At 68.9% G+C, this 25,685-nt stretch carries 21 protein-coding genes and 1 tRNA gene; 13 read left to right on the top strand and 9 right to left on the bottom strand.

Features of this window, described 5'->3' with window-relative positions:
• Window positions 1-61: 61 nt before the first annotated feature.
• The 4 genes from ABD374_RS08085 to ABD374_RS08070 all read right to left on the bottom strand — a co-directional run bounded on the left by ABD374_RS08085 (window position 62) and on the right by ABD374_RS08070 (window position 4,032).
• The gene (locus ABD374_RS08085) at window positions 62-1,519 is read right to left on the bottom strand and encodes a penicillin-binding transpeptidase domain-containing protein (RefSeq protein ID WP_344492916.1); all 1,458 of its coding nucleotides are present in this window, start codon (window positions 1,517-1,519) and stop codon (window positions 62-64) included.
• The gene (locus ABD374_RS08080) at window positions 1,516-2,895 is read right to left on the bottom strand and encodes an FtsW/RodA/SpoVE family cell cycle protein (RefSeq protein ID WP_344492915.1); all 1,380 of its coding nucleotides are present in this window, start codon (window positions 2,893-2,895) and stop codon (window positions 1,516-1,518) included. Before ABD374_RS08080 ends, ABD374_RS08085 begins: the two co-directional genes overlap by 4 nt.
• 237 nt (window positions 2,896-3,132) lie before the next feature.
• Complete coding sequence (locus ABD374_RS08075) at window positions 3,133-3,576, bottom strand: SH3 domain-containing protein (protein WP_344492914.1); 444 nt, start codon at window positions 3,574-3,576, stop codon at window positions 3,133-3,135.
• A 138-nt stretch (window positions 3,577-3,714) separates the two neighbouring features.
• Window positions 3,715-4,032 (bottom strand): zinc-ribbon domain-containing protein, encoded by a 318-nt coding sequence (locus tag ABD374_RS08070; RefSeq protein WP_344492912.1) that lies wholly within the window; start codon window positions 4,030-4,032, stop codon window positions 3,715-3,717.
• A gap of 316 nt (window positions 4,033-4,348) precedes the next feature.
• Between ABD374_RS08070 and ABD374_RS08065 the strand changes: the two genes are divergently transcribed.
• Both ABD374_RS08065 and ABD374_RS08060 read left to right on the top strand, forming a co-directional pair.
• On the top strand, window positions 4,349-6,412 hold the full coding sequence (locus ABD374_RS08065; RefSeq protein ID WP_344492911.1) for a phosphocholine-specific phospholipase C: 2,064 nt from the start codon (window positions 4,349-4,351) through the stop codon (window positions 6,410-6,412).
• 93 nt (window positions 6,413-6,505) lie between these two features.
• Window positions 6,506-6,640, top strand: coding sequence for an SDR family oxidoreductase (locus ABD374_RS08060; RefSeq protein WP_344492910.1), 135 nt, complete (start codon window positions 6,506-6,508; stop codon window positions 6,638-6,640).
• Window positions 6,641-7,099: 459 nt separating this feature from the next.
• Here the strand turns inward: ABD374_RS08060 and ABD374_RS08055 are convergent, their stop codons facing one another.
• Window positions 7,100-7,720 carry a hypothetical protein gene (locus ABD374_RS08055; RefSeq protein ID WP_344492908.1) on the bottom strand — a complete coding sequence of 207 codons (621 nt, stop codon included), beginning with the start codon at window positions 7,718-7,720 and terminating at the stop codon, window positions 7,100-7,102.
• 376 nt (window positions 7,721-8,096) lie between these two features.
• Window positions 8,097-8,468, bottom strand: coding sequence for a GIY-YIG nuclease family protein (locus tag ABD374_RS08050; protein ID WP_344492906.1), 372 nt, complete (start codon window positions 8,466-8,468; stop codon window positions 8,097-8,099).
• 185 nt (window positions 8,469-8,653) lie between these two features.
• Here ABD374_RS08050 and ABD374_RS08045 point away from each other — a divergent pair, with 185 nt between their 5' ends.
• Window positions 8,654-9,526, top strand: a complete 873-nt coding sequence (locus ABD374_RS08045) for a tyrosine-type recombinase/integrase (RefSeq protein ID WP_344492904.1) — start codon at window positions 8,654-8,656, stop codon at window positions 9,524-9,526.
• A 100-nt stretch (window positions 9,527-9,626) separates the two neighbouring features.
• On the opposite strand, the gene ABD374_RS08040 is transcribed toward ABD374_RS08045, so the two are convergent.
• From ABD374_RS08040 to ABD374_RS08030, 3 genes are all read right to left on the bottom strand, one after another.
• Complete coding sequence (locus tag ABD374_RS08040) at window positions 9,627-10,373, bottom strand: tetratricopeptide repeat protein (RefSeq protein WP_425577161.1); 747 nt, start codon at window positions 10,371-10,373, stop codon at window positions 9,627-9,629.
• Entirely contained in the window at window positions 10,256-12,229 is a 1,974-nt protein-coding gene (locus tag ABD374_RS08035; RefSeq protein ID WP_344492900.1) for a DUF4365 domain-containing protein, read from the bottom strand. Before ABD374_RS08035 ends, ABD374_RS08040 begins: the two co-directional genes overlap by 118 nt.
• Before the next feature lie 224 nt (window positions 12,230-12,453).
• Window positions 12,454-12,525: transfer RNA gene (locus ABD374_RS08030), tRNA-Arg, on the bottom strand.
• A gap of 146 nt (window positions 12,526-12,671) precedes the next feature.
• On the opposite strand from ABD374_RS08030, the gene ABD374_RS08025 reads away from it, so the two are divergent.
• The 10 genes from ABD374_RS08025 (at window position 12,672) to rpmE (ending at window position 25,674) form a co-directional block, all read left to right on the top strand.
• Window positions 12,672-13,214 (top strand): response regulator, encoded by a 543-nt coding sequence (locus ABD374_RS08025; RefSeq protein WP_344492976.1) that lies wholly within the window; start codon window positions 12,672-12,674, stop codon window positions 13,212-13,214.
• Between the two features lie 114 nt (window positions 13,215-13,328).
• Window positions 13,329-14,474 carry an ArgS-related anticodon-binding protein NrtL gene (nrtL, locus tag ABD374_RS08020; RefSeq protein ID WP_344492898.1) on the top strand — a complete coding sequence of 382 codons (1,146 nt, stop codon included), beginning with the start codon at window positions 13,329-13,331 and terminating at the stop codon, window positions 14,472-14,474.
• A 16-nt stretch (window positions 14,475-14,490) separates the two neighbouring features.
• The gene (gene lysA / locus ABD374_RS08015) at window positions 14,491-15,882 is read left to right on the top strand and encodes a diaminopimelate decarboxylase (protein WP_344492896.1); all 1,392 of its coding nucleotides are present in this window, start codon (window positions 14,491-14,493) and stop codon (window positions 15,880-15,882) included.
• 110 nt (window positions 15,883-15,992) lie between these two features.
• On the top strand, window positions 15,993-17,294 hold the full coding sequence (locus ABD374_RS08010) for a homoserine dehydrogenase (RefSeq protein WP_344492894.1): 1,302 nt from the start codon (window positions 15,993-15,995) through the stop codon (window positions 17,292-17,294).
• A gap of 6 nt (window positions 17,295-17,300) precedes the next feature.
• Window positions 17,301-18,371 (top strand): threonine synthase, encoded by a 1,071-nt coding sequence (thrC, locus tag ABD374_RS08005; RefSeq protein WP_344492892.1) that lies wholly within the window; start codon window positions 17,301-17,303, stop codon window positions 18,369-18,371.
• Between the two features lie 259 nt (window positions 18,372-18,630).
• A complete protein-coding gene (gene thrB / locus ABD374_RS08000; RefSeq protein WP_344492890.1) occupies window positions 18,631-19,551 on the top strand; it encodes a homoserine kinase in 921 nt (306 codons plus the stop codon).
• A gap of 336 nt (window positions 19,552-19,887) precedes the next feature.
• Window positions 19,888-22,017 carry a transcription termination factor Rho gene (gene rho, locus ABD374_RS07995; RefSeq protein ID WP_344492888.1) on the top strand — a complete coding sequence of 710 codons (2,130 nt, stop codon included), beginning with the start codon at window positions 19,888-19,890 and terminating at the stop codon, window positions 22,015-22,017.
• Between the two features lie 270 nt (window positions 22,018-22,287).
• Window positions 22,288-24,000, top strand: a complete 1,713-nt coding sequence (locus tag ABD374_RS07990; RefSeq protein ID WP_344492974.1) for a trypsin-like serine protease — start codon at window positions 22,288-22,290, stop codon at window positions 23,998-24,000.
• Between the two features lie 194 nt (window positions 24,001-24,194).
• On the top strand, window positions 24,195-25,301 hold the full coding sequence (locus tag ABD374_RS07985) for an LCP family protein (protein WP_344492886.1): 1,107 nt from the start codon (window positions 24,195-24,197) through the stop codon (window positions 25,299-25,301).
• A 154-nt stretch (window positions 25,302-25,455) separates the two neighbouring features.
• Window positions 25,456-25,674: a 50S ribosomal protein L31 gene (rpmE, locus tag ABD374_RS07980; protein ID WP_028813220.1), complete on the top strand. Its 219-nt coding sequence runs from the start codon at window positions 25,456-25,458 to the stop codon at window positions 25,672-25,674.
• Window positions 25,675-25,685: the final 11 nt, after the last annotated feature.

Genomic DNA, 25,685 nt, shown 5'->3' with positions numbered 1-25,685 from the left:
ACGATAAGCGCGTACGGAACTCCCGCCCAGACCGTTCCGCACAGCGAGACATGACGACCCGTCAGCCGTCCAGCGCCGCCCGCATCACCGCCCGCGCGATCGGCGCCGCGCTTCCCCCGCCGCTGATGTCGGCGCGGTCCGCCGCCGCGTCCTCCACGACCACCGCCACCGCGACCGCGGGCCGGCTCCCGCCCTCCTCCCGCGCCCAGGAGATGAACCAGGCGTACGGCGTACCCGTGTTGCCGACGCCGTGCTGCGCCGTGCCCGTCTTGCCGCCCACCGTCACCCCCGGGATGGCGGCGTTCTTACCCGTCCCCTTCTCCACGACGTCGACCATCATCCGCTGGAGCCGCAGGGCGGTGGCCGGGCTCACCGCCTGGTGCAGGGACTTCCGGCGGGTCCGCGAGACGACGTCGCCGTCCGCCCGGGTCGTCCGGTCCACCAGGTACGGGTACTTGAGGTCACCGTCGTTGGCGACGGCCGCGGCGACCATCGCCATCTGGAGCGGCGTCGCCGTCGTGTCGTACTGGCCGATGGAGGAGAGCGCGAGCTGGTCGTCGCTCATGCTGGTGTCGAAGTTGCTCCGGGACACCCCGGACGGGATCTTCAGCCCGTCGTCGTTGAAGCCGAACTTCCGCACGGTGTCCAGCATCCCGGCCAGCCCCGTCCGCACGCCCAGCTCCGCCATCACCGTGTTGCAGGAGACCCGGACCGCGTACTCCAGCGACGCGTCGCGGCAGCCGCGCGCCTCGTTGGGGAGCGTGGTGGTGGTGCCGGGCAGGACGTACGGATCGGGCGTCCCCGTCGGCGCGTCGACGTCCTCCACCACGCCCGATTCGAGCGCCGCGGCCGCCGTCACGATCTTGAAGGTGGACCCCGGCGGGTACGTCTGCCGGATGGCCCGGTTGAGCATCGGCTGACTCGACGCGCCGGTCAGCCGCGCCCACGCGTCCGTGACCGCCTTCCCGGTCCCGGCGATCCGCCCGGGATCGTACGACGGGCTGCTGACCAGCCCCAGGATCTTCCCCGTCGAGGGCTCGATCGCCGCGACGGCGCCCTTCCGGCCGGCGAGCCCGTCGTACGCCGCCCGCTGGACCGCGCCCCTGATCGTGGTGACGGCGTCGCCGCCGGGCTGCTGCGCGCGCGTGACCTCGTTCCACAGGGGGAACGGGGCGAGCATCGGGTCGGTGCCGGAGAGGACGTCGTCCGCGGCGTTCTCGACGAGGGTCGTGCCGTACGTCTGGGAGGCGTAGCCGGTGACGGGCGCGTACAACGGACCGTGCCGGTACGTCCTTTCGTACCGCAGCTGCTCGCCGCTGTCCCGGGAGCCGGTGACCGGCCTCCCGTCCACGACGATGTCGCCGCGCGGCTGGCTGTAACGGACGATGGTCTGGCGCCGGTTGGCCGGATCGTCGTTCAGCGACTCGGCCTGGAAGACCTGGAGGCGGGCGGCGTTCAGCAGCAGCGCGACGAGCAGCAGCAGGCACAGTCCGGCGGCGCGGCGGATGTAGCGGATCACTGGTCGTCCTCCACGACGGGGGCGATGACGCCGGTCTCGACGTGCTCGGGCTGCGGGCGGCGGGCCGAGTCGCTGACCCGGATCAGCAGCGCCACGATGATCCAGTTGGTGACGACGGACGAGCCGCCCTGTGCGAGGAACGGCATCGCCATGCCGGTCAGCGGGATCAGCCCCGTCACACCGCCCGCGATGACGAACACCTGGAGGGCGAGGATCGAGGCGAGGCCGATCGAGAGCAGCCGCCCGAACGGGTCGCGCAGCGCGAGGCCCGCCCGGTAGCCGCGGGCGACGAGCAGGGAGTACAGCAGGAAGATCGCGGTGAGCCCGGACAGGCCGAGCTCCTCGCCCGCCGTCGCCAGGATGAAGTCGGACTTGGCGGCGAAGCCGATGAGGACGGAGTCGCCGGCGCCGAGCCCCGTGCCGAGCATGCCGCCGGCCGCGAAGGCGAAGAGCGACTGGGCGAGCTGGCTCGCCCCCCGGCCCGCCTCGATGGACGCGAAGGGGTGCAGCCAGTCCTGGACGCGGCTGTGGACGTGCGGTTCGAGCGAGCCGACGACGAAGGCGCCGACCGCCGCGAGGAGCAGGCCGACGGCGATCCAGCCGGTGCGGCCGGTCGCGACGTACAGCATGATCACGAAGAGCCCGAAGAAGAGCAGCGAGGTGCCGAGGTCGCGCTCCAGGACGAGTACGCCGACGCTGAGCAGCCAGATCGCGACGATCGGGCCCAGCACGCGGCCGGTGGGGAGCTGGAGTTTCCAGATCCTGCGGCCGGTGTAGGCGAGGGCGTTGCGGTTCCCGGCGAGGTAGGCGGCGAAGAAGACGGCGAGCAGGATCTTCGCGAATTCGCCGGGCTGGAAGGAGAAGCCGCCGACGCGGATCCAGATCTTCGCGCCGTTGATGGCCGGGAAGAAGATCGGCACGATCATCAGGACGAGGGCGGCGGCGACCGAGAGGTAGGCGTACCGCTGGAGGACGCGGTGGTCGCGCAGCAGGATCACGACACCGATGAAGAGCGCGACGCCGAGGGTGGACCAGATGAGCTGGGTGGGGGCCGCCTGGTCCCTGGGGGTCTCCAGGTCGAGGCGGTAGATGAGGACCAGGCCGAGGCCGTTGAGGAGGACTCCGATGGGCAGGAGCAGCGGGTCGGCGTACGGGGCGCGGAAGCGGACGGCGAGATGGGCGAGGAGCGCGAGGGCGCCGAGACCGGCGCCGTAACCGGCGGCGCCGGGGGGCACGGCGCCGTCCTGGGTGAGGCCGACGGCGATGTAGCCGTACACGGCGACGAGGACGGCGCAGACGAGGAGCGCGAGTTCGACGCCGCGCCGCTTGGGGAGGCGTAGGTCGGGCGGGGGAGCGTCCACCGTCGTTGCGGTCATGTCAGGCAACGTAGCAAGCAAGCGGGCCGTATGTCCGTATATGTCAAGGGGGTCCGGCCGGTGAGTGCGGCCGGCCGCTCACGCCCGGGGGGCCCGCCGGGGCGGGACCAGGGCTCCTCGGGGCGCGGACGGGGGCGGAGGGCCGCCTGGCCGTGGGGTCGTCAGCACGTGCGCGGAGGGTTCGGCGCGTCGGTTTCGGTACGTCGGGTTCGGCACGTCGGCTTCAGCGCATGGGCTTCAGCACGTGCGCGGGGCGGGCCCGATGTCCGCGATGTAGCGCGCCGAGCCCCAGGCCCAGGTGCCGTCGGTGAGCAGGTACCAGTGGCTGTCGCCGTGCACGTTCTCGCCGTGGGTCTTGCAGAAGATGCGGACGACCGCGCCGTAGGGCCTGCTGCCGACGACCCTGCTGCCGCGGGTGGGCTTGTCGCGCAGCAGCAGCCCCGACTTGGCGGTGACGCGCCCCTTGTACGTGGGGGAACTCCCTGCCTGGGGCTCCGGATGCCGGCCGGGATCCGCGGCGGCGAACGCCGGGCCGGCGGCGGCGAGCGCGGCGACGGCACCGGCGGCGGCGTAGAGGCCGAGCCGGGAGAGCGGAGACCTGGACCGCGGAGTCCGGGAGAGCGGAGTCCGGGAGGGCGCGGACCCGGGCAGCGGGGACCGGGGGAGCAGGGGCATGTGCATGCTGGCTCCTGGAGGGTGGGAGGCCTTCACCGCGGCGAAGGACGGCGGGGGGATCCGGTCCGTGACGAACCGGTCCTCGACTCGCCCGATTCACACTAATTTCGCCACCTATTGATCGCAATCTGTCACTCTGTGTGCTCAGCGCTGGTAGGGGTTCTGCCCGGGATGCTGCTGGGGCGCCTGCCCGTAACCGCTGCCGTGCCCCTGCCCGCCCCGGCCGTCGCCGCCCTGCGCCTGGAGCTGCTCCGCCTGCACCTTGGAGACCTGCTGCTCGGCACCGCAGAAAGTGCACTGCGTCGTGTACTTGGTGGAGAACGGGAACAGCGGTACGAAGAACAGCGTGAACTTGTTGACGCGCTTCTTGAGCGTGTGCGCCGCCGGATTGCCGCAGCGCCCGCACACCAGCGTGAGCATCGCCAGTTGGTAGAGGTAGCCCTTGCTGCCAAAGATGATCATTCGATGGTCCCCTCGTGTGTCCGTGCGTGCCGGTCGCGGCGCCTGCCTGCACCGTCTGCCCGCAGGCCCGCCCTGCTGTCGAGTCTGCACCAACCGGACCGGCGGGGCTCATCGCCCCCGCGGCACCGGTGCGGTGACGCGCTACCGGGCGCGTCGGCCGCCTCCTGACCGGCCCGGCCGTGCGGCCCGCGTTTTCGCGTTGGCGACGTGTACCGCCGCTTTTCACGGGGACGACACGCCCTCTTCCCTTGCCCCCGGTCCTCTTGGAACATTCTCTTCGCTCCCGTCCCCTCACACCCCAGGAGACCCTGCACCCATGCCAGATCTCCACCGGCGCCGCTTCCTCCAGATCGCAGGGGCGACCGCGGGCTTCGCCGCCCTGTCGAGCAGCATCGACCGCGCCGCGGCCATCCCGGCCGCCCGTCGCTCCGGCACCCTCCAGGACGTCGGCCACATCGTCGTCCTGATGCAGGAGAACCGTTCCTTCGACCACTACTTCGGCGCGCTGAAGGGCGTACGGGGCTTCGGGGACCCGCGTCCGGTGACGCTGCCGAGCGGAAAGCCGGTCTGGCACCAGGCGGACGGCAACAAGAAGGTGACGCTGCCGTTCCACCCGACGGCCGACGACCTGGGGATGCAGTTCCTCCAGGGCCTCAACCACGACTGGGCGGGCGGCCACAAGGCGATCAACCAGGGCAAGTACGACCAGTGGGTACCGGCCAAGACACCCACCACCATGGCGTACCTGACACGCGAGGACATCCCGTTCCACTACGCCCTCGCCGACAGGTTCACCGTCTGCGACGCGTACCACTGCTCGTTCGTCGGAGCCACCGACCCGAACCGCTACTACATGTGGACGGGCCACACCGGCAACGACGGCACCGGCGGCGGCCCCGTCCTCGGCAACGAGGAGGCGGGGTACGGCTGGACGACGTACCCCGAACGCCTGGAGAAGGCCGGGATCTCCTGGAAGATCTACCAGGACACCGGGGACGGACTGGACGCCGCGGGCCGCTGGGGCTGGATCGACGACGCCTACCGCGGCAACTACGGGGACAACTCCCTCCTCTACTTCGACCAGTACCGCAACGCCAGGCCCGGCGACCCGCTCTACGACAAGGCCCGCACCGGCACCAGCGTCAAGAACGGCGACGGCTACCTCGACGACCTGAAGGCCGACGTGCTGGCCGGCCGGCTCCCGCAGATCTCCTGGATCGCCGCCCCGGAGGCCTTCACCGAGCACTCCAACTTCCCCTCGAACTACGGCGCCTGGTACATCGCGCAGGTCCTGGACGCGCTGACGTCCGACTCGGAGGTGTGGAGCAGGACGGCCCTGTTCATCACGTACGACGAGAACGACGGCTTCTTCGACCACGTCGTGCCCCCGTACCCGCCGGCCTCCCCCTCCCAGGGCAAGTCCACCGCCGACACCACCACCGAGCTCTACGCGGGCGGCACGTCGTACGCGGCGGGCAACTACGGCCTCGGCCCGCGCGTCCCGATGCTCGTCGTCTCGCCCTGGAGCACCGGCGGTTACGTCTGCTCCGAGGTCTTCGACCACACCTCGATCATCCGCTTCATGGAACGCCGCTTCGGCGTGAACGAGCCGAACATCTCCCCGTGGCGCCGCGCGATCTGCGGCGACCTCACCTCGGCCTTCGACTTCAGTACGGCCGACCCGCACCCCGCCGAACTGCCCGGCACCGCCGCGTACGAGCCACCGGACCGCGAACGCCACCCCGACTACCGGCCCACCGCACCGGCGGTCGGCGCCATGCCCGAGCAGGAGCCGGGCACGCGCCCGGCCCGCCCGCTGCCGTACGCCCCGTACGTGGACGCCGCGGTGAACACGGCCGACGGCCGGATCGCCCTGACCTTCGGCCCGGGCGCCGCGGCCGGAGCGCAGTTCTACGTGACGTCGGCGAACCGCACCGACGCCCCCTGGACATACACCGCGGAAGCCGGCAAGAAGGTCTCCGACACCTGGAACTCGGCGTACTCCAAGGGCACCCACCACCTCACGGTCCACGGCCCGAACGGCTTCCTGCGCACCTTCAGGAGCCCCGCCAGGACCGTCTGCCCCGAGGTGACGGCCCGCCACAACGCGACGACCGGGAACCTCGACCTGACCCTGGCCAACCCGGTCGGCGCCACGACCGCCCACCTCACCGTCACCAACGCCTACGGCGGGCAGCCGCAGACCTTCACGGTGCGCGCGGGCATCACGGTGACGCACGCGGTGGACCTGCGTGCCACCAGGCGCTGGTACGACGTTTCGGTGGTCTCCGACACGGACACCGTCTTCCTGCGCCGCTTCGCCGGCCACGTGGAGACCGGCGCCCCGGGGGTGAGCGACCCGGCCACCGCCACCACCTGAGAACCGTCAAGGACCGAGGAAGCCCCCCTCGTCCTGCCGTCCGAGGCCACGCAACAGCGTGTCGACCAGCTCCGGGCGCCACTCCCGACCGCCATGGGAATGGTGACCGGCAGGCTGGTCCGCCCCGACGAGGTCGCCACCCTCGTCACCTGCCTCGCCTCCCCCCTCGCAGGCAGCGTCACCGGCGCGGACCACGTCATCGACGGAGGCGCGATCAAGACGGACTGAACCGGCCGAGCCCGGCTTGCGGACTGATCAAGGCAGCTGCGGCCGCGATGCCGCCCCACGACGGTTCGACCGCCGACCCGATCAACCCGGCAGCGGTCTCGCAGCTTGTGGCGACCGACGGGGGAAACGCCCCATGACCCACCCCGCAAATGGGCCCCACGATCCGTCATCCCCCACTCCGGGCGGCGTACGTCTGCGCATACGCGAAGACCCCGTTCTCAGCGAAACCGCTGATGGCGGGGTCTTCGGGCACCTCATAAGGGGTGCCCCCGGCAGGATTCGAACCTGCGCACACGGCTCCGGAGGGCCCGTGTGCCTCACGTGTCTCTGCTGGTCAGAGCAGCGGTGGGGCGCCCATGGGAGGCACTAGTCCACAAATGGGCCGCGAGGCTCGACCAGAGGGCTTACCGCCTGCGCCTGTTCTCCGCTCGCCCGGGACCAACCCTAGGGCAAGGGACATCACCCCGTGATGTCCTCCTCATCCTCAATGCCCGCATACTCCTGCCCCATGCGCAATCCATCCGCCTCAGGTGATAGCCGAGCGACAAGACGCCCCAGACCAAAGAGCAGCCCGAGGCCCACCAGGATGAGCAGCAGCGACGCACCGATTCTGTCCCCCCAGGCGGTGCGCTCGTCAAGTAGGAGGCCCGGGGTGACACTACAGACAATGATCAGGACGCTGTAGAACAACAGTCGAACGAGTGACCCGGTGATGGAGTGCAATCGGTACAGCAGCAATAGCTTTCTGATTCTGGCCCAGAAGGGTGTGCGCCTCGGCTGCGATACCTCACTGAGCGATACATGGAGTTCACGCAGTTGTCGGTCCAAGCGCTCGGATGCCCAGAGCCTCGTACGAGCGATATCCACGCCTGGAGCAACCGTCGCATGGGTGCTGAACCACTGAGCCATGAAGGCAAGATAGGCCTGGGCTTCTTCTAGTTCGTGTCGACGCCTAGCCTCGGAACGACGCCGCGTGCGCCACTCCTGAAACCACAAGCCGGCGGCCCCGAGGAGGGAGGCAACGACGGCCGTCAGTACCGATACAACGATGTCGCTACCGGTGCTTGTTGCGGCCGTCATGGCCATTCCATCGCCTCGTTCATGTGGGGGTTTAGGGCCCTCACGCCGTATGAGCCGAGTATGCCGTTCGCCAAGAGCATGCGCTCAGCGTGATCCGCCGTCTGGACCACGGCAGGAGCCGCTGGTGCGGGCACGGCCGAAGCCCCTTGAGTCCTGGACAACATGGCAGGTAGAAGACTCGTTCATGGCGGATCAGGTGGGCTCGATCCACAGATAGCCCGCAGGACCACCGAGCACCGCTTTAGGAGTTCGATCGCCGTATGGGTCGACCTCTCGGAACGGGGCCCTTGTGACTGCCTGACACTCCGGCTAAAGCTGCTGCTGTCCGCTCTCGTTCAGCGTCGTTGATGTCAGCTGGTGATGTCAGCCGGGCGGTCTAGGCGCTGATGGGCAGTGTTCTTGTGCGCTCGCGCGCATCGGCGCGCAGCTCCTTAAGACGATCGTGGAATCTGTTGTGGAGGTTCTGGTCGAGGTTCAGTGGCAGGTTGAGTTGGGAGATGAGTTCCGACTCCATGGTCCACGGTTCGTTGTGTTCCAACCAGCACACTTGCGCGTTGTCGGCCATCCACTGAGTGAGCGCGGCTTCTCCGGCCTTGCCGAAGGTGAGACGGGTCCCGCTGCCTACGCGGCGCAGCTCCAGCCCGAGTAGGCAGCCAAGGGTTAGCCGAAGCGTTGATCCGGCTGCGTTGCCTCGGCAGTGGTACCGCACGCGCTTCCTCAAGTTCTGCGTACTGGTCCGGTTCGTCATGTGGCGCGGAGCTATGCCGACGTAGAGCAGTCGTCCGGAGGCCGAAGAAGGCGCCGGAGCCGGAGGAGATCCGGCTTGCTATGCGGTGGGCGGTGGTTCCGGCCCACCGCGATGAGGAGCCGCCCCGCAAACTGGCCGGGGCCTGCCAGTGGCTTCAGCACCGCTCGCTCCGGTTGTCGGCCCTCATGGACCCGAAGGTGGTCCGGGACGTGCAGTACCGGCTTTCCTTCAAGCTGGACGACACTCCGGCAGCCGGGGAGACGTACAGGCGCCGACGCCGCGGCTTCAACACAGCGATGGAGTACGCGATCGAGTGCGGCTACCTGGAGGAGATCCCCCTCCATGGCCTCAAGCGCTCCGGGCCCACGAAAGGCGACGTCGTGGACCCCCGGGTCCTGGTGAACCCCGTCCAGGGAGCCGAGCTGCTGACGGCGGTCTCGTATGTGGGCTCCGTCCACCGCAACCGCGGCCGTCGCTTGGTCGCCTTCTTCGCGTGCCAGCTCTACGCGGCGATGCGGCCGGCCGAAGCGGTCGGTCTCAGGGAGAAGGACTGCCACCTCCCCGACACCGGATGGGGAACCCTCACACTGAGGGAGACCCGCCCGGTGTCCGGGAAGAGGTGGACGGACTCGGGGGAGCGCCACGACAAGCGCGTCCTCAAGTCCCGTGCCCCCAAGGCGGATCGCCCGGCTCCCATCCCGCCCATTCTGGTCACGACGCTCCGCGCTCACATAGCGGAGTACGGCACGGCGAGGGATGGCCGACTTTTCGCAAACGAGCGCGGTGGTGTCCTCGGGACATCCAGCTACTGGAGGGTCTGGCAGGAAGCCCGCCCCTTGGCCCTACCCGGGGACAAGGCTGACTCCCCACTGGCCCAGAGACCCTACGACCTCCGCCACACGTGCATCACGAATTGGCTGAACGCGGGAGTGTCAGTGGCTGAGGTAGCTCGTCGAGCAGGTAACTCACCTGAGGTCATCCATCGACGCTACGAGGGCTGCATTGATGGGCACCAAGAAATCAATAACAGGAAGATCGAGAGCGCTATGGGTTGGTGAAGGGGCGGCGTACCAAGGATGTGGTCGGCGTGGCACTTCGGCCACATCCTTGGGGATGCGCTGAGAGAAGACTGGGCGGCGATGTCGACAGATTCTAGAGCTAGCTGGAGCGACCGCTCAACATTTCACTTAGTGCCGCCTTCGTCTCTCGTTCGCTTTCTTTCAGCCCGATTCTGCGAAAGATTCGAATGGCTTCCTCGTAGTAGATCTTTGCTTGGTCGATGTCTCCTGATATCCACTCTGCAGCTCCTAGCAAGCCGAGTGAATTAGCCTCGAAATGATGATGTGCGGTGCTTTGAAAAAAGCGGAGTGCTCGATGTAGGGAGTCTCGCGCCTCCTTGATCTTTCCGGATTTGAGTTGCGTATGCCCCAAGTTCATGTAGTTGAGGTTGATTCCTGCTTCATCCTGAACTTCTCTGTAGGCAGTAAATGCCTCCTGGAAACACTCTTCGGATTTCTCTTGCTGGCCTAGCTGGCTAAGAGCTACCCCCAGCCCGGCATGTGCAGATGCTTCCTGTCTCCGGTTTCCCGAGGCGCGATGGTATGGAATGGATGCACTGAGGGCTGCCGCTGCCTGGTGCAAGAGGCCGGATTCGCGGTATGCGGAGCCAAGGTTGGTTAGCGATGCTCCGATATCGTTGGGGTCTCGATTCTCTCTTGAGAGTTTCACGGCATCGATCAAGATTGGGATAGCTGCTCTAGGGCTGATGTGCTGGCGAACTGCTGCGCCTAGACTGACTGTTGCGTCGCATTGCCCATCCAGGAAGCCGATCCGTTCTGCAATGGCGGCTGCCTTTTTGAGAGTTCGAATGGCCTCTTCGAACCTGCCCTGGGAGGTGAGGTTGATTCCAATGTTATTGAGAGCCCTAACCTGCCGTTCGGTGTCACGCTCTTTACGCGCCGCCTCGTAGGCGATTGCGCCGACTGAAGACCTTCGGTGATGCGCCCCCTTAGGTCGAGATAGACGATGAGGTGCATCGAAAGGGCGTATGCCTGTTCGGTTAGATCGATGTCGCGAGCGACTCGCGCTGAAGCCTGCAGATTTGCGCACTCTAGGTCAAGCCAGCTCAGGGCTTCGGTAGCTGACTGGAACTGTGGCGGATTCCCCTCGGGGGTGCCGCGCAGCGTGAGGTCTGCATTTAGTGAAGCCTGGCAATACACCTCTGTTAGGCGACTGAAGGCTTGTTGGCGATCGCTATCAGAGACCTTTTTTTCGCATTGCTCGGCAGCGAATAGATAAACAAGGTCGTGCATCCACCACCGTGAGGCGGCGGAGCTGCGGGAGATGAGGCTGGCCTGACTGAGCCGGCGCAGGAGCGAGCGAGTCTGTGGGACAGATACTCCGAGGACTGCCGAGGCTGCCTGTTCCGACATCTCGCTGCCCGGATGGATGGAGAGTCGGCAGAAAGGATCCCTCATGGCGCAGTCGAGGCGAGCGAGCGAGACCTGAAGGGCTGCCCTTACAGCGGTGTCCCCAAAGTGCAGGACATCGAGCCGGCTCTTCTCTTCCCTCAGTTCTGCCACTAGGTCGTCGGCCGTGAGGCCGACGTCGTCTTTCAGGATGGCTGCCGAGATGCTGAGCGCCAGCGGAAGATGGCCACACAGGGTGCACAGATCACGGATCGGGCCGGGGGTGTGGAGACGCTGGTCTTCAGGCCCCAAGATCTGAGTAAGCAGGACGTTTGACTCCTCCAGACTGAGACAGTCGAGGTTGATCGTCTCGATTCCTTTGAGCACCCCCAACCTGCTGCGAGAGGTCAGTACCACGCCATGGGCGTCTGCCCTGGGGAGCAACTCGGCGACTTGAGAGAGCTCGGCTACGTTGTCGAACACCATCAATACCGGGTTGCCGGAGGCGTCGAGGGCGTCGAGCGTTCGGTGGTAGAGCGCAGCCTGGCCTTCTGCGGTACGCGGGATCTCGTCACCCGGTACGCCGAGAACTGACAGGAGAGGTCCGTACGCGATCCCAGGGCTGGCCATGCGCGTGTGATGCGCCGAGAACCCGTGCATGTCTGTGACGATCACGCCGCCAGAGAACACTGCAGACACATCGTGGTGCCTGACCACTTGGTCCACCAAGGACGTCTTGCCGACGCCGGCCATCCCTGAGACCAGGACTCGACGTCCCATGGTGGTCAGCATGTCCCTGATCGCCTGTTGCTCCTTCTCCCGGCCTACGAAGCGGGGCGAGGCGCCGGAGGTTCCTGATAGTCGAGTGACGTGCAGTGATGCCTCTTCGATGCGCCGTTGTGAACGAGCCTCAACGAACTTATGCGTCAAGGCCAGGAACGACTGGATGGTGTCCTCGTTCAGTTCCTGTTCCCGCGGCACGGCGATCCAGCTGGGCGCCTCCTCGGAGGACTCCAGACACTCCGTGAGGTTCGCCCAGAACAGCTGTCCTGTTGCTACGTCGAACACGACACCTAGGACGGACAGCAGGCCGTTCTTCCAGTCATTCGCATGACCCTCGACAGGGATCGCGTAACTATGTGCCCGCTTGTACTTATTGCCACTCTTCACCTGGATGGTGATCGCGACACCGGTTCGCTCGCCGTCCTTGGTGAGCATGACGAACAGGTCTTCCCCATAGTCGTTGCCGCCGTCGATCTCTTGGACGATCTGATCATGGTCTTCGAGAAGCGCGCGTAGAGCGTTTACCCCCGCCCGCTCGATCCTTCTGCTCTGGGTGACCCTTTCCGGCACCGTTCCCCCAAGTCGCTGGCCAGTCGGTAGCTCGATCTTCGGGGAGGCTATCGGTGGCCTTGCGCTCTAGGAGGGGCTTTCGGGTGCGATCGCGCCTCACGCACTACTCACGCACAACCAGTGACAGACAACGACGAAGGGTCGGACTCAGTGAGACTGAGTCCGACCCTTCATCTTCGGCACTTCAGCAGGTCAGCGGATTGATCACGCTGTCCAAGCTGGAGTGCCCCCGGCAGGATTCGAACCTGCGCACACGGCTCCGGAGGCCGTTGCTCTATCCCCTGAGCTACGGGGGCGTATCGCCGCGGTGAGCGGCGACGGGTTGAACACTACCAGCTCCTGCCGGGTGCCCGGGAACAGGTATTTCGGAGTCCTCGTCAGCTCCCCGCGCCAGCCCGCCCCGCCCTCGCCAGCCCGCCCCGCCCCCGGTTTCCCCGTGCGGGTGGAAGTGGGGAAAAGCCGGACGCGGCGCCGCGGCGCAACCTACTCTCGAGTTGTGCCAGGCGTGTCCGGCCGCGTGCTTGTTGTGGACGACAACAAGGTCATCCGGCAGCTGATCAGGGTCAACCTCGAGCTGGAGGGCTTCGAGGTGGTGACCGCGGCCGACGGTGCCGAATGTCTGGACGTCGTCCACCGGGTCCGCCCCGACGTGGTCACGCTGGATGTGGTGATGCCCCGCCTCGACGGCATGCGCACGGCCGCCCGGCTCCGGGAGGACCCGCGGACCAGCCGTCTGCCCGTCGCGATCATCAGTGCGTGTACGCAGTACGAGGTGGAGAGCGGTCTCGCCGCCGGAATCGACGCCTTCCTCTCCAAACCCTTCGAGCCCGCCGAGCTGGTCAGGGTCGTGCGGCAGCTGATGTACCGCGATACTCCGCCGTCCGCCGACGACCGGCACGAAGCCGGAGCCGAAGCCGGACCCGGACCCGGACCCGGAACTGAAGCCGAAGTCGAAGCCGGGCAGGCGCGGCGTACGGTCGGTTGACGCGGTGGTCGGCGCGGTGCCCGACGGGGTGGCCGATGCGGTGCCCGGCCCGGCGGTGACCGGATGGCGAAACCGGTTCGCGTAGCGCCCCCCCTCCTCCCATACGCTTGTCCCGTGACCCCCGCAGAGCTCTCCCGTACCGTGCTGCGCGCCGTGCGTCGCGCCGTCGACGAGGACGTGCTGCGGGCGCCGGTGCCGGAGCGGGCCGTCGTCGAGCGGCCGCGGCCCGGCGGACGCGGGGATTACGCCACCAACGTCGCCCTCAAGCTCGCCGGTCCCGCCGGCCGCCCCGCCCGCGAGGTTGCCGAGATCCTCCGCGGTCTCCTCGCCGCCGACGCCTCCATCGCCGGGATCGAGGTCACCGGGCCCGGGTTCCTGAACTTCACGCTCGCTCACGGCGCCCACACCTCTGTCGTACGTACGGTCCTGACGCGGGGCCGTACGTACGGGCACGGGGCCGCGCTCGCCGGAGAAGTCGTCCGGGTCGGGTCCGGCCCCCGCGCCGACGCCGTGGCCCGGCTGGCCCATGCGACGGGCGCGAGCGTCACCCGCAGCGCCGACATCACCCGCAGCGCCACCGTCACCCGCAGCGCGAGTGCGACGGATGCGCGTACGGAAACGGAAACGGAAACGGAAACGGAAACGGAAACGGAAACGGAAACGGAAACGGAAGGCACCGAAGGAGACGGGAGCGCAGCCCTCGTCGCCCGGCTCGGGCGTGACGCCGCCGCCTGGAGCCTCATCTGGCCCACGGCCGCCCCCGCCCCCGAAGACCTCCTCGTGCAGCGCGAGACCAACCCCCTCTTCCGGGTGCGGTACGCCCACGCCCGCACCCGCGCCCTGACCCGCAACGCCACCGCGCTCGGCTTCCGAGCGGGAGGAGAAGCGGGAGGAGAAGGGGACGCAGCGGAAACAGCGGGAACAGCAGAAACAGCGGGAGCAGCAGAAACAGCGGGAGCAGCAGAAACGGCGGAAACAGCGGAAACCGAGAGCGGCGCCGCGCTGCTCCGCCTCCTCGCCGACTACCCCGCCGCCCTCGAAGCCGCCGCCCGCCACCGCGCGCCCGACCGGCTCGCACGGCACCTGGACATGGTGGCGGAGGCCTTCTTCCGCTTCCACGACACGCACTCCGTCCTGCCCCGCGGCGACGAGAAACCCTCGGTCGCCCACCGCTCCCGGCTGGCCCTCGCCGAGGCCACCGGGACGGTGCTCGCCGGCGGCCTGTCCTTGCTCGGCATCAGCGCACCCGAACATCTGTGAGAGAGACAGAAGGACCATGAGCCGTTCCGCACACCCCGCCGGGCCCCGCCACGCCGACGTCCTCACCGAGGGCCACTACTCCGCCCCGCCCACGGACCTCAACGCCCTCGACGAGAAGGTCTGGGCGCGTACCGTCCGCCGCAACGCCGACGGTGTCGTCACCGTCGGCGGCATCGAGGTGAGCCGCCTCGCCGAGGAGTTCGGCACGCCCGCCTACTTCCTCGACGAGACCGACTTCCGCGCCCGGTGCCGGGCCTGGGCCGACGCCTTCGGGCGGGACGCCGACGTGTTCTACGCCGGCAAGGCGTTCCTCTCCCGCGCCGTCGTCCGCTGGCTCCAGGAGGAGGGGCTCAACCTGGACGTCTGCTCGGGCGGGGAGCTCACCACCGCCCTCGACGCGGGCATGCCCGCCGAGCGCATCGCCTTCCACGGCAACAACAAGTCCACCGAGGAGATCGAGAGGGCCGTACGCGTCGGCGTCGGGCGGATCGTCCTCGACTCCTTCCAGGAGATCGCCCGCGTCGCGCACATCGCCCAGAGCCAGGGCAAGCGCCAGCGCGTCCAGATCCGCGTGACGGTCGGCGTCGAGGCCCACACGCACGAGTTCATCGCCACCGCCCACGAGGACCAGAAGTTCGGGATCGCGCTCGCGGACGGGCAGGCCGCGGAAGCGGTCCGCCGCGCCCTGCGCCTCGACGGGCTGGAGCTCATCGGCATCCACTCGCACATCGGGTCGCAGATCTTCGACATGGCCGGTTTCGAGGTGTCCGCGCGCCGCGTCGTGCAGCTCCTCGCGGAGGTGCGTGACGAGCACGGCGTCGAGCTGCCCGAGATCGACCTCGGCGGCGGCCTCGGCATCGCGTACACCTCCGAGGACGACCCCCGCGAGCCGCACGAGATCGCCAAGGCGCTCACCGAGATCGTCACCCGCGAGTGCGAGTCCGCGGGGCTGGCCACCCCCCGCATCTCCGTCGAGCCGGGGCGCGCCATCGTCGGGCCGACCGCCTTCACGCTCTACGAGGTCGGGACCATCAAGCCGCTGGAAGGGCTCCGTACGTACGTCAGCGTCGACGGCGGCATGTCGGACAACATCCGCACCGCGCTCTACGACGCGGAGTACAGCGTGGCGCTCGTGTCGCGGACCTCCGACGCCGAGCCGATGCTCACCCGCGTCGTCGGCAAGCACTGCGAGAGCGGCGACATCGTCGTACGGGACGCCTTCCTGCCTGCCGACCTCGCGCCCGGTGACCTCATCGCCGTGCCCGCCACGGGCGCGTACTGCCGGTCCATGGCGAGCAACTACAACCACGTGCTGCGCCCGCCCGTCGTAGCCGTCAACGAGGACGGCGCGCGCGTGATCGTCCGGCGCGAGACCGAGGAAGATCTCCTGCGTCTCGACGTCGGGTGATGAAATAAATGTCTCGCAATCTGGACCGGGGGCAGAAACTCCCGTCCGGTGAGTGAGACTGGTTCACACTCGAGCAAGAGAAGGCTGTACTGATGAAAGGCGTAGGTCGGATGATGCGTACGCGTCCACTGAAGGTGGCGCTGCTGGGCTGTGGTGTGGTCGGCTCAGAGGTGGCGCGCATCATGACGACGCACGCCGGTGACCTCGCCGCCCGCATCGGGGCCCCGGTCGAGCTGGCCGGAGTCGCGGTGCGGCGCCCCTCCAAGGTCCGTGAGGGCATCGACCCCGCACTGGTCACCACCGACGCGACCGCCCTGGTCAAACGGGGCGACATCGACGTCATCATCGAGGTCATCGGCGGCATCGAGCCGGCCCGCACCCTCATCACCACCGCCTTCGAGCACGGCGCCTCCGTCGTCTCCGCGAACAAGGCACTGCTCGCGGAGGACGGCGCGGCCCTGCACGCCGCCGCCGAGAAGCACGGGCGGGACCTGTACTACGAGGCCGCCGTCGCCGGCGCCATCCCGCTCGTACGGCCGCTGCGCGAGTCCCTCGCCGGTGACAAGGTCAACCGCGTCCTCGGCATCGTCAACGGGACGACGAACTTCATCCTCGACAAGATGGACACGAGCGGAGCCGGTTACTCCGAGGCGCTCGACGAGGCCACCGCCCTCGGGTACGCCGAAGCCGACCCCACCGCCGACGTCGAGGGCTTCGACGCCGCCGCCAAGGCCGCCATCCTGGCCGGGATCGCCTTCCACACCCGGGTCAGGATCGGCGACGTGCACCGCGAGGGCCTGACCGAGGTCACCGCCGCGGACATCGCCTCCGCCAAGCGCATGGGCTGCACCGTCAAGCTCCTCGCCATCTGCGAGCGCGCCGCCGACGGCAAGTCCGTCACCGCGCGCGTCCACCCGGCGATGATCCCGCTCACCCACCCGCTGGCCTCGGTCCGCGAGGCGTACAACGCGGTCTTCATCGAGGCCGAGGCGGCCGGGCAGCTGATGTTCTACGGTCCGGGCGCCGGTGGCGCCCCGACCGCCTCCGCGGTCCTCGGCGACCTCGTCGCCGTCTGCCGGAACCTGGTCGCCGAGACCACCGGACCGGGCGAGTCCGCGTACACCCAGCTTCCTGTCAGCCCCATGGGGGAGGTCGTCACGCGGTACCACATCAGCCTCGATGTGGCCGACAAACCGGGTGTTCTCGCCCAGGTCGCGACGGTCTTCGCCGAGCACGGCGTGTCCATCGACACGGTGCGCCAGCAGAGCCGACAGGACGGAGGCGGCGAGGCGTCCCTCGTCGTCGTCACCCACCGCGCGCCCGACGCCGCCCTTTCGGGGACCGTCGAGGCGCTGCGCAAGCTCGACACCGTGCGCGGTGTCGCCAGCATCATGCGTGTTGAAGGGGAGTAAGGACCCATGACCACCAACGGCACCCACCAGTGGCGCGGCATCATCGAGGAGTACCGGGACCGCCTGCCGGTCACGGCCACGACGCCGGTCGTCACGCTCCGCGAGGGTGGCACGCCGCTCGTACCGGCGCAGGTCCTCTCCGAGCGCACGGGCTGCGAGGTGCACCTCAAGGTCGAGGGCGCCAACCCCACCGGGTCCTTCAAGGACCGCGGCATGACCATGGCGATCACCCGCGCCAAGGAGGAGGGCGCGAAGGCCGTCATCTGCGCCTCCACCGGCAACACGTCGGCCTCGGCCGCCGCCTACGCCGTACGCGCCGGAATGGTCTGCGCCGTCCTCGTGCCGCAGGGCAAGATCGCGCTCGGCAAGATGGGCCAGGCCCTCGTGCACGGCGCCAAGATCCTCCAGGTCGACGGAAACTTCGACGACTGCCTGACGCTGGCCCGCAGCCTGTCGGACAACTACCCGGTGGCGCTGGTCAATTCGGTCAACCCGGTCCGCATCGAGGGCCAGAAGACCGCCGCCTTCGAGATCGTCGACGCGCTCGGTGACGCCCCGGACATTCACGTGCTTCCCGTGGGCAACGCCGGCAACATCACGGCGTACTGGAAGGGCTACCGCGAGTACGCCGCCGACGGCATCTCCTCGCACACCCCGCGCATGTGGGGCTTCCAGGCCTCCGGGTCCGCGCCCATCGTGCGCGGCGAGGTCGTCAAGGACCCGCACACCGTCGCCACCGCGATTCGCATCGGCAACCCGGCCTCCTGGCAGTACGCCCTCGCGGCGCGCGACGAGTCGGGCGGCTTCATCGACGAGGTGACGGACCGCCAGATCCTGTCCGCCTACCGTCTGTTGGCCTCCCAGGAAGGCGTCTTCGTCGAGCCCGCCTCGGCGGCCAGCGTCGCCGGTCTGCTCAAGGCCGTCGACGAGGGCAAGGTCGACCCGGGACAGAAGATCGTATGCACGGTGACCGGCAACGGCCTCAAGGACCCGGACTGGGCGGTGGCCGGAGCGCCGCAACCGGTCACGGTGCCCGTGGACGCCGCCACCGCCGCGGAGCGCCTCGGCCTCGTGTAGGCCGTGCGGGTACATCGGCCCGGCGGGGGTAAAACCCCGTAAGGCCAGACATAGGCGCACAGGACGGCCCGCGACACGCATCGTGCGCCTCCTGTGCGCCCTATGTCGTCACAGAACCTTCCTTCGATAGGCTGTACCCACCCGCCCCGCCGCATATGCCGCGGTGCTGTTGCCGTCATGGCCGTCGGGTGTTCGTACATCCTTCACAATGTCGCAGTCTTCCCCCATCTCGCAGTCCCACAAGGAGAGTCGTCGAGCGATGGCCGGTCCCGCGTTCCGCGCCGCCGCCGTAAGGGTGCGCGTCCCCGCCACCAGCGCAAACCTCGGTCCCGGCTTCGACGCCCTGGGCCTGTCGCTGGGGCTGTACGACGATGTCGTCGTCCGGGTCGCCGACTCCGGGCTGCACGTCGACATCGCAGGTGAGGGCGGAGAGACGCTGCCCCGCGACGAGAGCCATCTGCTCGTACGGTCGCTCCGTACCGCCTTCGACCTGCTCGGCGGACAGCCGCGCGGCCTCGAGGTCGTCTGTGCCAACCGCATTCCGCACGGCCGGGGGCTGGGCTCCTCCTCCGCCGCCATCTGCGCCGGCATCGTCGCCGCGCGCGCGGTGACCATAGGCGGCGACGCGCGGCTCGACGACGCCGCGCTGCTGGAGCTGGCGACCGAGATCGAGGGCCACCCCGACAACGTCGCTGCCTGCCTGCTCGGCGGCTTCACGCTCGCCTGGACCGACGGGGGAGCGGCCAGGGCGATCAGGATGGATCCTGCGGATTCCATCGTTCCGGTGGTCTTCGTCCCCGGAAAGCCGGTGCTGACCGAGACCGCCCGGGGGCTGTTGCCGCGCACCGTCCCCCATGTGGACGCGGCCGTCAACGCGGGCCGCGCAGCCCTCCTCGTGGAGGCGCTGACCAGGCGTCCCGAGCTGCTGCTCGCGGCGACCGAGGACCGGCTCCACCAGGACTACCGCGCCCCGGCGATGCCGGAGAGCCTGGCCCTGGTCAGCCGACTGCGTGCGGACGGCATCCCGGCGGTCATCTCCGGCGCGGGCCCTACGGTGCTCGCGTTGGCCGAGGACAGTGCGGCGGACAAGGTCGCACGGCTGGCGGGCGAGGGGTGGGCGGCCAACCGGCTGGCTCTCGACGCCACGGGAGCGAGCGTTCTGCCGCTCGGCTCCCAGTGACACGCGATTGCCGGTGAACGAGAGGGGGAATATTTGTTGGATCCGGTAGTGTTAATCTCAAGTCTGCACCCGGCGTCCTTGTGGCGCGGTGCATCGTGTCCCCGTTCGGGACCACCATTCTTCCGGGAGCCTCCTCCACTGCCTGAGCAGCCTGCCTGAGCAGTTTCGAGCACGCTCCGGAACCGGCAATGCACAGAGCCGGGCCCCAGCACGTTTATCTCTTCCGCCGTATCCGGCGGACCACCGCCCCGGCACGGTTCACCAAGACCGCAGTCGGACAGCACAACCGGTCGCCGAGCCAGACAGGCCGACGTCCGCTCCAGGGAAGGACCCTTCGTGAGCGACACCACCGATCTGATGGGCGTGACTGCCGACAAGAATGTCGACAACGCCGCGCCCGCCGCAGGTGCTGCCACTGGTAGTGCCGTACGGCGCCGCCGCTCCGGCACCGGCCTCGAGGGCATGGTCCTGGCCGAGCTGCAGCAGGTCGCGTCCGGCCTCGGGATCAGGGGCACCGCGCGTATGCGCAAGAGCCAGCTGATCGAGGTCATCAAGGAAGCGCAGGCAGGGGGCTCGTCCCCGGCCAAGAGCGCCGAGAAGGCCGGCTCCGCCGCCGAGACCAAGCCGAAGCGCCGCGCCACCTCCAAGGCGCGTACGGGAGACGAGGCCGCTGTGGCCACGGTCGCCGCGCCCGCCGCCGAGAAGGTCGTGGCCCAGCAGCAGATCGAGATCCCCGGTCAGCCGGCTGGGAGCCCCGTCCGCGCGAGCGAAGCCGAGCGTGGGGGAGACGACCAGCCGGTCGGCGAGCGCCGCCGGCGCCGCGCCACCGCCCAGGCGGGCAGCCCCGAGTCGGCTGTCGCCACCGAGGTGAAGGCCGAGCCCAGGACCGAGAAGGCCGAGGTCAGGGCCGACAGGACGGAAGCCAGGACGGACACGCAGTCCGCCGAGGCCAAGTCCGAGACCGCCGTCGACACCGCCGAGGGCCGCCGGGGGGACCGCCAGGAGCGCGGTCAGCGTGGCGACCGTCGCGAGCGCGGCAACCAGCGTGACCGCCAGGACCGTGGCGACCGCGGTGACCGCCAGGAGCGCGGCGACCGCCAGGACCGCGGCGAGCGCGGCGAGCGTCGTGACCGCGGCAAGGGCGACGACCAGGGCGGCCAGCGCCAGCAGCGCCAGGGCGGTCAGGGCGGCGGCCAGAGCAGCGGCCCGCAGGACGACGACGACTTCGAGGGCGGCCGCCGCGGCCGCCGTGGCCGCTACCGCGACCGCCGGGGCCGTCGTGGCCGCGACGAGTTCGGCAGCGACGCGCCGCCGGTCTCCGACGACGACGTCCTGATCCCCGTCGCGGGCATCCTGGACATCCTCGACAACTACGCGTTCATCCGGACCTCCGGCTACCTGCCGGGCCCGAACGACGTGTACGTGTCCCTGGCCCAGGTCCGCAAGAACGGCCTGCGCAAGGGCGACCACGTCACCGGCGCCGTCCGCCAGCCCAAGGACGGCGAGCGCCGCGAGAAGTTCAACGCGCTCGTCCGCCTCGACTCGGCGAACGGCATGGCGGCCGAATCCGGCCGCGGCCGCCCGGAGTTCCAGAAGCTGACCCCGCTGTACCCGCAGGACCGTCTGCGCCTGGAGACCGACCCGGGCGTCCTGACGACCCGGATCATCGACCTCGTCGCGCCGATCGGCAAGGGACAGCGCGGCCTGATCGTGGCCCCGCCGAAGACCGGCAAGACCATGATCATGCAGGCGATCGCCAACGCGATCACGGTCAACAACCCCGAGTGCCACCTGATGGTCGTCCTCGTCGACGAGCGTCCCGAAGAGGTCACCGACATGCAGCGGTCGGTGAAGGGCGAGGTCATCTCCTCGACCTTCGACCGCCCGGCCGAGGACCACACCACCGTCGCCGAGCTGGCCATCGAGCGCGCGAAGCGTCTCGTCGAGCTGGGTCACGACGTGGTCGTCCTGCTGGACTCGATCACCCGTCTGGGCCGTGCGTACAACCTCGCGGCCCCCGCCTCCGGACGCATCCTGTCCGGTGGTGTCGACTCGACCGCGCTCTACCCGCCGAAGCGCTTCTTCGGCGCGGCGCGCAACATCGAGGACGGCGGTTCGCTGACCATCCTGGCCACCGCGCTGGTCGAGACCGGCTCGCGCATGGACGAGGTGATCTTCGAGGAGTTCAAGGGCACCGGCAACATGGAGCTCAAGCTCGACCGGAAGCTCGCCGACAAGCGCATCTTCCCGGCTGTGGACGTCGACCCGTCCGGCACCCGCAAGGAGGAGATCCTCCTCAACGCGGAAGAGCTCGCCATCGTCTGGAAGCTGCGCCGGGTGCTGCACGCACTCGACTCGCAGCAGGCGATCGAGCTCCTGCTGGACAAGATGAAGCAGACCAAGTCGAACGCCGAGTTCCTGATGCAGATCGCGAAGACGACCCCTTCGGGCAACGGCGGCGACTGACCGCCGCAGCGCCGCACCGGCCGCCCCGTCACGAAAGTGGCGGGGCGGCTTCGCTGTGCCCGGCCGCGCGTCTCTCCACCGGGGTTTCCGTGCACAGATGTTGCCAAGTTGTGTTCACCAGCTGGCCACAAGTGGCTACAGGTGTACGGGAGTCGGCCGTACGATCATCCGGCCGCAGGTGGGGGGATCCATTTGGGGCGTCCTCATCGACATCTGAATCAGGAGTCCCGAGTGATCTCTGGCAAGCAGGGCGGGAAGCACCGCCGCCGGATGCGCATAACCGTGCCGGCCGCGGCCACCGCGATCGCGGCCGCCGTCGCCGGTGTGATGCTGACGGCCCCGGCCAACGCCGCTGTGCCGCCGCCCACGCCCACGATCAGGCCGGCCGTCAGCTCGCCCTCCCAGGCGGAGCTGGAAGCGCGCCTCGCGGCCGCGGCCAAGACGGCCGAGCAGCCCTCCGAGGCGGCGAGGTTCTCCTCGGGCGGGGCGATCGACCCGAAGGTCATCGGTGGTACGACGACCACCATCGCGTCGGCCCCGTGGATGGCGCAGCTCTTCTACGAGGACGGCGAGAACTCGTTCTTCTGCGGCGGCGCCGTCATCGCGCCGACGAAGATCCTCACGGCGGCGCACTGCGTCAAGGGCGCCGACTGGAAGGGCAAGGGCGTCGTCGTCACCGGCACCGAGAAGCTGGCGACCGACGCGGACCACGGCGGCGCCGTCACCGGTGTCTGGCGCCAGTGGAACCACCCGAAGTACAGCGATTACACGCTCGACAACGACATCGCGGTGCTGACCCTGGCCACCCCGGTCAAGGTCAGGCCGATCAACATCACGAAGTCGGACGACACCACGTCGTACAAGCCGGGGACCACCGCCACGGTCTACGGCTGGGGCCGCACCTCGTCCACCAGCAACGACATCTCGCCGACGCTGCGCAAGGCGAGCCTGCCCATCAACTCCGACACCACGTGCGCCAATTGGGAGCTCGGCGGCGAGTTCGTCAAGGGCCACATGGTCTGCGCGGGCAAGCCCGCCAGCGGCCGGGACACCGGTACGGTCACGGCCTGCAACGGCGACTCGGGCGGCCCCCTGGTCGTCGGCGGCAGGATCGTCGGCGTGGTCTCGTGGGGCATCGAGAACTGCGTGGAGAAGGGCGCGTACAGCGTCTACGCCAAGGTCAGCACGTACGCCGGCTCCGTCGTCCCGCGCGTCGACGACGCCAACATCACCGGTGACCACCGGTCCGACGTCCTGGCCCGCCGCAGCGCGTCCGACGGCACGCTCTACTCCTACGAGTCCAAGGGCACCTCGTTCGCGACGCGCGTCCCGGCCGGCGACTACAGCGACGCCAATGTGATCCTCCAGACGGACCTGAACAGGGACGACTACGAGGACATGATCATCCGGACCAAGGCCGGCGACGTCTGGTGGTCGCACTACGTGCCGTCCACCGAGCGGTGGGCCGACACGAAGATCGCCTCCGGCTGGAGCTCCAGGAAGCAGATCGTCGTCCCCGGCGACGTCACCGGCGACGCCCTGCCCGACCTGCTGTCCGTGGACTCCGACGGTGCGCTGTGGATCTACCCGGGCAGGGGCGACGGCACCTTCTCGGCCCGCGTGAAGGTCGGCACGGGCTGGAGCCAGTTCAGCTCGCTGCGCGGCAACGGTGACTTCACCGGCGACGGCAAGGCCGACCTGATCGCGCGCAAGTCCAGCACCTCGGAGATGTTCCTCTACAGGGGAACGGGCACGTCCGGCACCGCCGTCTTCGCCGCCAAGCTGAAGGTCCGTACGTGGACCGGCTACAACGCCTTCGACGCGGCCGGTGACGTCACCGGCGACGGCAAGGCCGACTACCTGGCCCGTACGCCCGGTGGCACGCTCTACCTCTACCCGGGCACCGGCAAGGCATCGTCGGAGATCTTCGCCACACGCGTCAAGATCGGTACCGGCTGGCAGCAGTACAACATCTTCGGCTGAAAACCCCTGGTGAGGAAGGTCTCCGATCCTCCTCGCCCGGTCCTGTCGCCCGCGCCCTGTGGCCCCTGCCCCCAGCAGGGGCCACAGGGCGTTGTGCAACCCTTCACGGTGTTCCGTCGTCTGACAAGTGCCGACATACCGTGCTTGATCACCACGGCAGGGGGTACCGCAAGCAACGAGGGCTGGGGAGAGACATGGCCGAGCAGAGCAGGAGCAGCCGCATACGGGGCACCGGCAGACGCCGGAAGGAACGGAGCGGCCGCGCCAAGGCGCTGACCGTCACCGCGTGGGCCGCGGCGGGCGTGGTGCTGCTGGGCGGCACCGGACTCGGTTACGTCTACTTCAAGCTCGACGGCAACCTCAAGGGCGTCGACATCAACACCCGGCTCGGCACCGACCGCCCCGCCGACGTCGACAACGGCTCGATGGACGTCCTCGTCCTCGGCTCCGACTCCCGCTCGGGCGACAACGCCGAGTACGGCGAGGACGAGGGCGGCGCCCGCTCCGACACCGCGATGGTCCTGCACGTGTACGAGGGCCGCAAGAAGGCCAGTGTCGTCTCGATCCCGCGCGACACCCTGATCGAGCGCCCCGCGTGCGCCTCGGACAGCGGCGGCGGGAAGGTCCCCGGCGGCCGGCACCAGATGTTCAACACGGCGTACGAGGTGGGTGGCCCGGCCTGCGCGGTCAAGACCGTCGAGAAGATGTCCGGCATCCGCATGGACCACTACATCGAGGTCGACTTCACCGGCTTCAAGAAGCTCGTCGACGACCTGGGCGGCGTGGAGATCACCACCAGCCGGCCCATCGACGACGACAAGAGCCGCCTCCACCTGAAGCCCGGCACGCACACCCTCGACGGCGAGAAGTCGCTCGGCCTCGTGCGGACCCGCAAGAGCGTCGGCGACGGCAGCGACCTCGGCCGCATCCAGCTCCAGCAGGCCTTCATGAGGGCACTGATCGACCAGGTCAAGGACGTCGGCGTCCTGACCAGCCCCAAGAAGCTGTACGACCTCGCCGACAGCGCCACCAGGACCGTCACCACCGATTCCGACCTCGCCTCGGTCAAGGAGCTGGCGGGCTTCGCGAGCGGCCTCAAGGGCATCGGCGCGGACGACATGAAGATGGTGACGCTGCCCGTGCGGTACGACCCGGCCGACCTCAACCGCGTCCTCCCGCTCCAGCGCCAGTCCCGGCAGGTCTGGGAGGCGCTGCGCCAGGACAGGCCCGTACCGGCCGCCGCGACCAGGGACTCCGCGGGCGACAAGGGCGACGCGGGCGAGATCGTCGCGGGCGGGTAGCCGCCGCGGACGAGCGCGAGCCGGGGGAATAGTTCCGGCCCGTCCCCGGTTTTGGGAGATGCGGCCAGTGCTGGCAGACTGGTACGTCGGCCCCGGTTCACGTCCACGCAATCCGCGTGAGCGACCCGGCGCCCTCCCGAAACTAGGAGACACCTTGAAGCGCGAAATTCACCCCGAGTACGTCGAGACCCAGGTCAGCTGCACCTGTGGCGCGTCGTTCACCACCCGCTCGACGATCTCCAGCGGCACCGTCCGCGCCGAGGTCTGCTCCGAGTGCCACCCGTTCTACACGGGCAAGCAGAAGATCCTCGACACCGGTGGCCGCGTGGCCCGCTTCGAGGCGCGCTTCGGCAAGGCTGCCGCCGCGAAGTAGCGAGCCACTGC

Source organism: Streptomyces enissocaesilis (assembly GCF_039533765.1).
GTDB classification, from domain to species: Bacteria; Actinomycetota; Actinomycetes; order Streptomycetales; family Streptomycetaceae; genus Streptomyces; species Streptomyces enissocaesilis.
The sequence above is the reverse complement of the archived record's forward strand: the minus strand, read 5'-3'. Positions and strand labels throughout refer to the sequence as shown.

Excerpts from the sequence above, each read along its gene's own strand:
- ABD374_RS08050 (WP_344492906.1), bottom strand. The coding sequence starts at position 8,468 with ATGACGAACCGGACCAGTACGCAGAACTTGAGGAAGCGCGTGCGGTAC.
- ABD374_RS08060 (WP_344492910.1), top strand. The coding sequence starts at position 6,506 with ATGGGAATGGTGACCGGCAGGCTGGTCCGCCCCGACGAGGTCGCCACC.
- ABD374_RS08055 (WP_344492908.1), bottom strand. The coding sequence starts at position 7,720 with ATGACGGCCGCAACAAGCACCGGTAGCGACATCGTTGTATCGGTACTG.
- ABD374_RS08065 (WP_344492911.1), top strand. The coding sequence starts at position 4,349 with ATGCCAGATCTCCACCGGCGCCGCTTCCTCCAGATCGCAGGGGCGACC.
- ABD374_RS08045 (WP_344492904.1), top strand. The coding sequence starts at position 8,654 with ATGGACCCGAAGGTGGTCCGGGACGTGCAGTACCGGCTTTCCTTCAAG.
- ABD374_RS07985 (WP_344492886.1), top strand. The coding sequence starts at position 24,195 with ATGGCCGAGCAGAGCAGGAGCAGCCGCATACGGGGCACCGGCAGACGC.
- ABD374_RS08070 (WP_344492912.1), bottom strand. The coding sequence starts at position 4,032 with ATGATCATCTTTGGCAGCAAGGGCTACCTCTACCAACTGGCGATGCTC.
- lysA (WP_344492896.1), top strand. The coding sequence starts at position 14,491 with ATGAGCCGTTCCGCACACCCCGCCGGGCCCCGCCACGCCGACGTCCTC.
- thrC (WP_344492892.1), top strand. The coding sequence starts at position 17,301 with ATGACCACCAACGGCACCCACCAGTGGCGCGGCATCATCGAGGAGTAC.
- thrB (WP_344492890.1), top strand. The coding sequence starts at position 18,631 with ATGGCCGGTCCCGCGTTCCGCGCCGCCGCCGTAAGGGTGCGCGTCCCC.
- ABD374_RS08080 (WP_344492915.1), bottom strand. The coding sequence starts at position 2,895 with ATGACCGCAACGACGGTGGACGCTCCCCCGCCCGACCTACGCCTCCCC.
- ABD374_RS07990 (WP_344492974.1), top strand. The coding sequence starts at position 22,288 with ATGCGCATAACCGTGCCGGCCGCGGCCACCGCGATCGCGGCCGCCGTC.
- ABD374_RS08075 (WP_344492914.1), bottom strand. The coding sequence starts at position 3,576 with ATGCACATGCCCCTGCTCCCCCGGTCCCCGCTGCCCGGGTCCGCGCCC.
- ABD374_RS08010 (WP_344492894.1), top strand. The coding sequence starts at position 15,993 with ATGATGCGTACGCGTCCACTGAAGGTGGCGCTGCTGGGCTGTGGTGTG.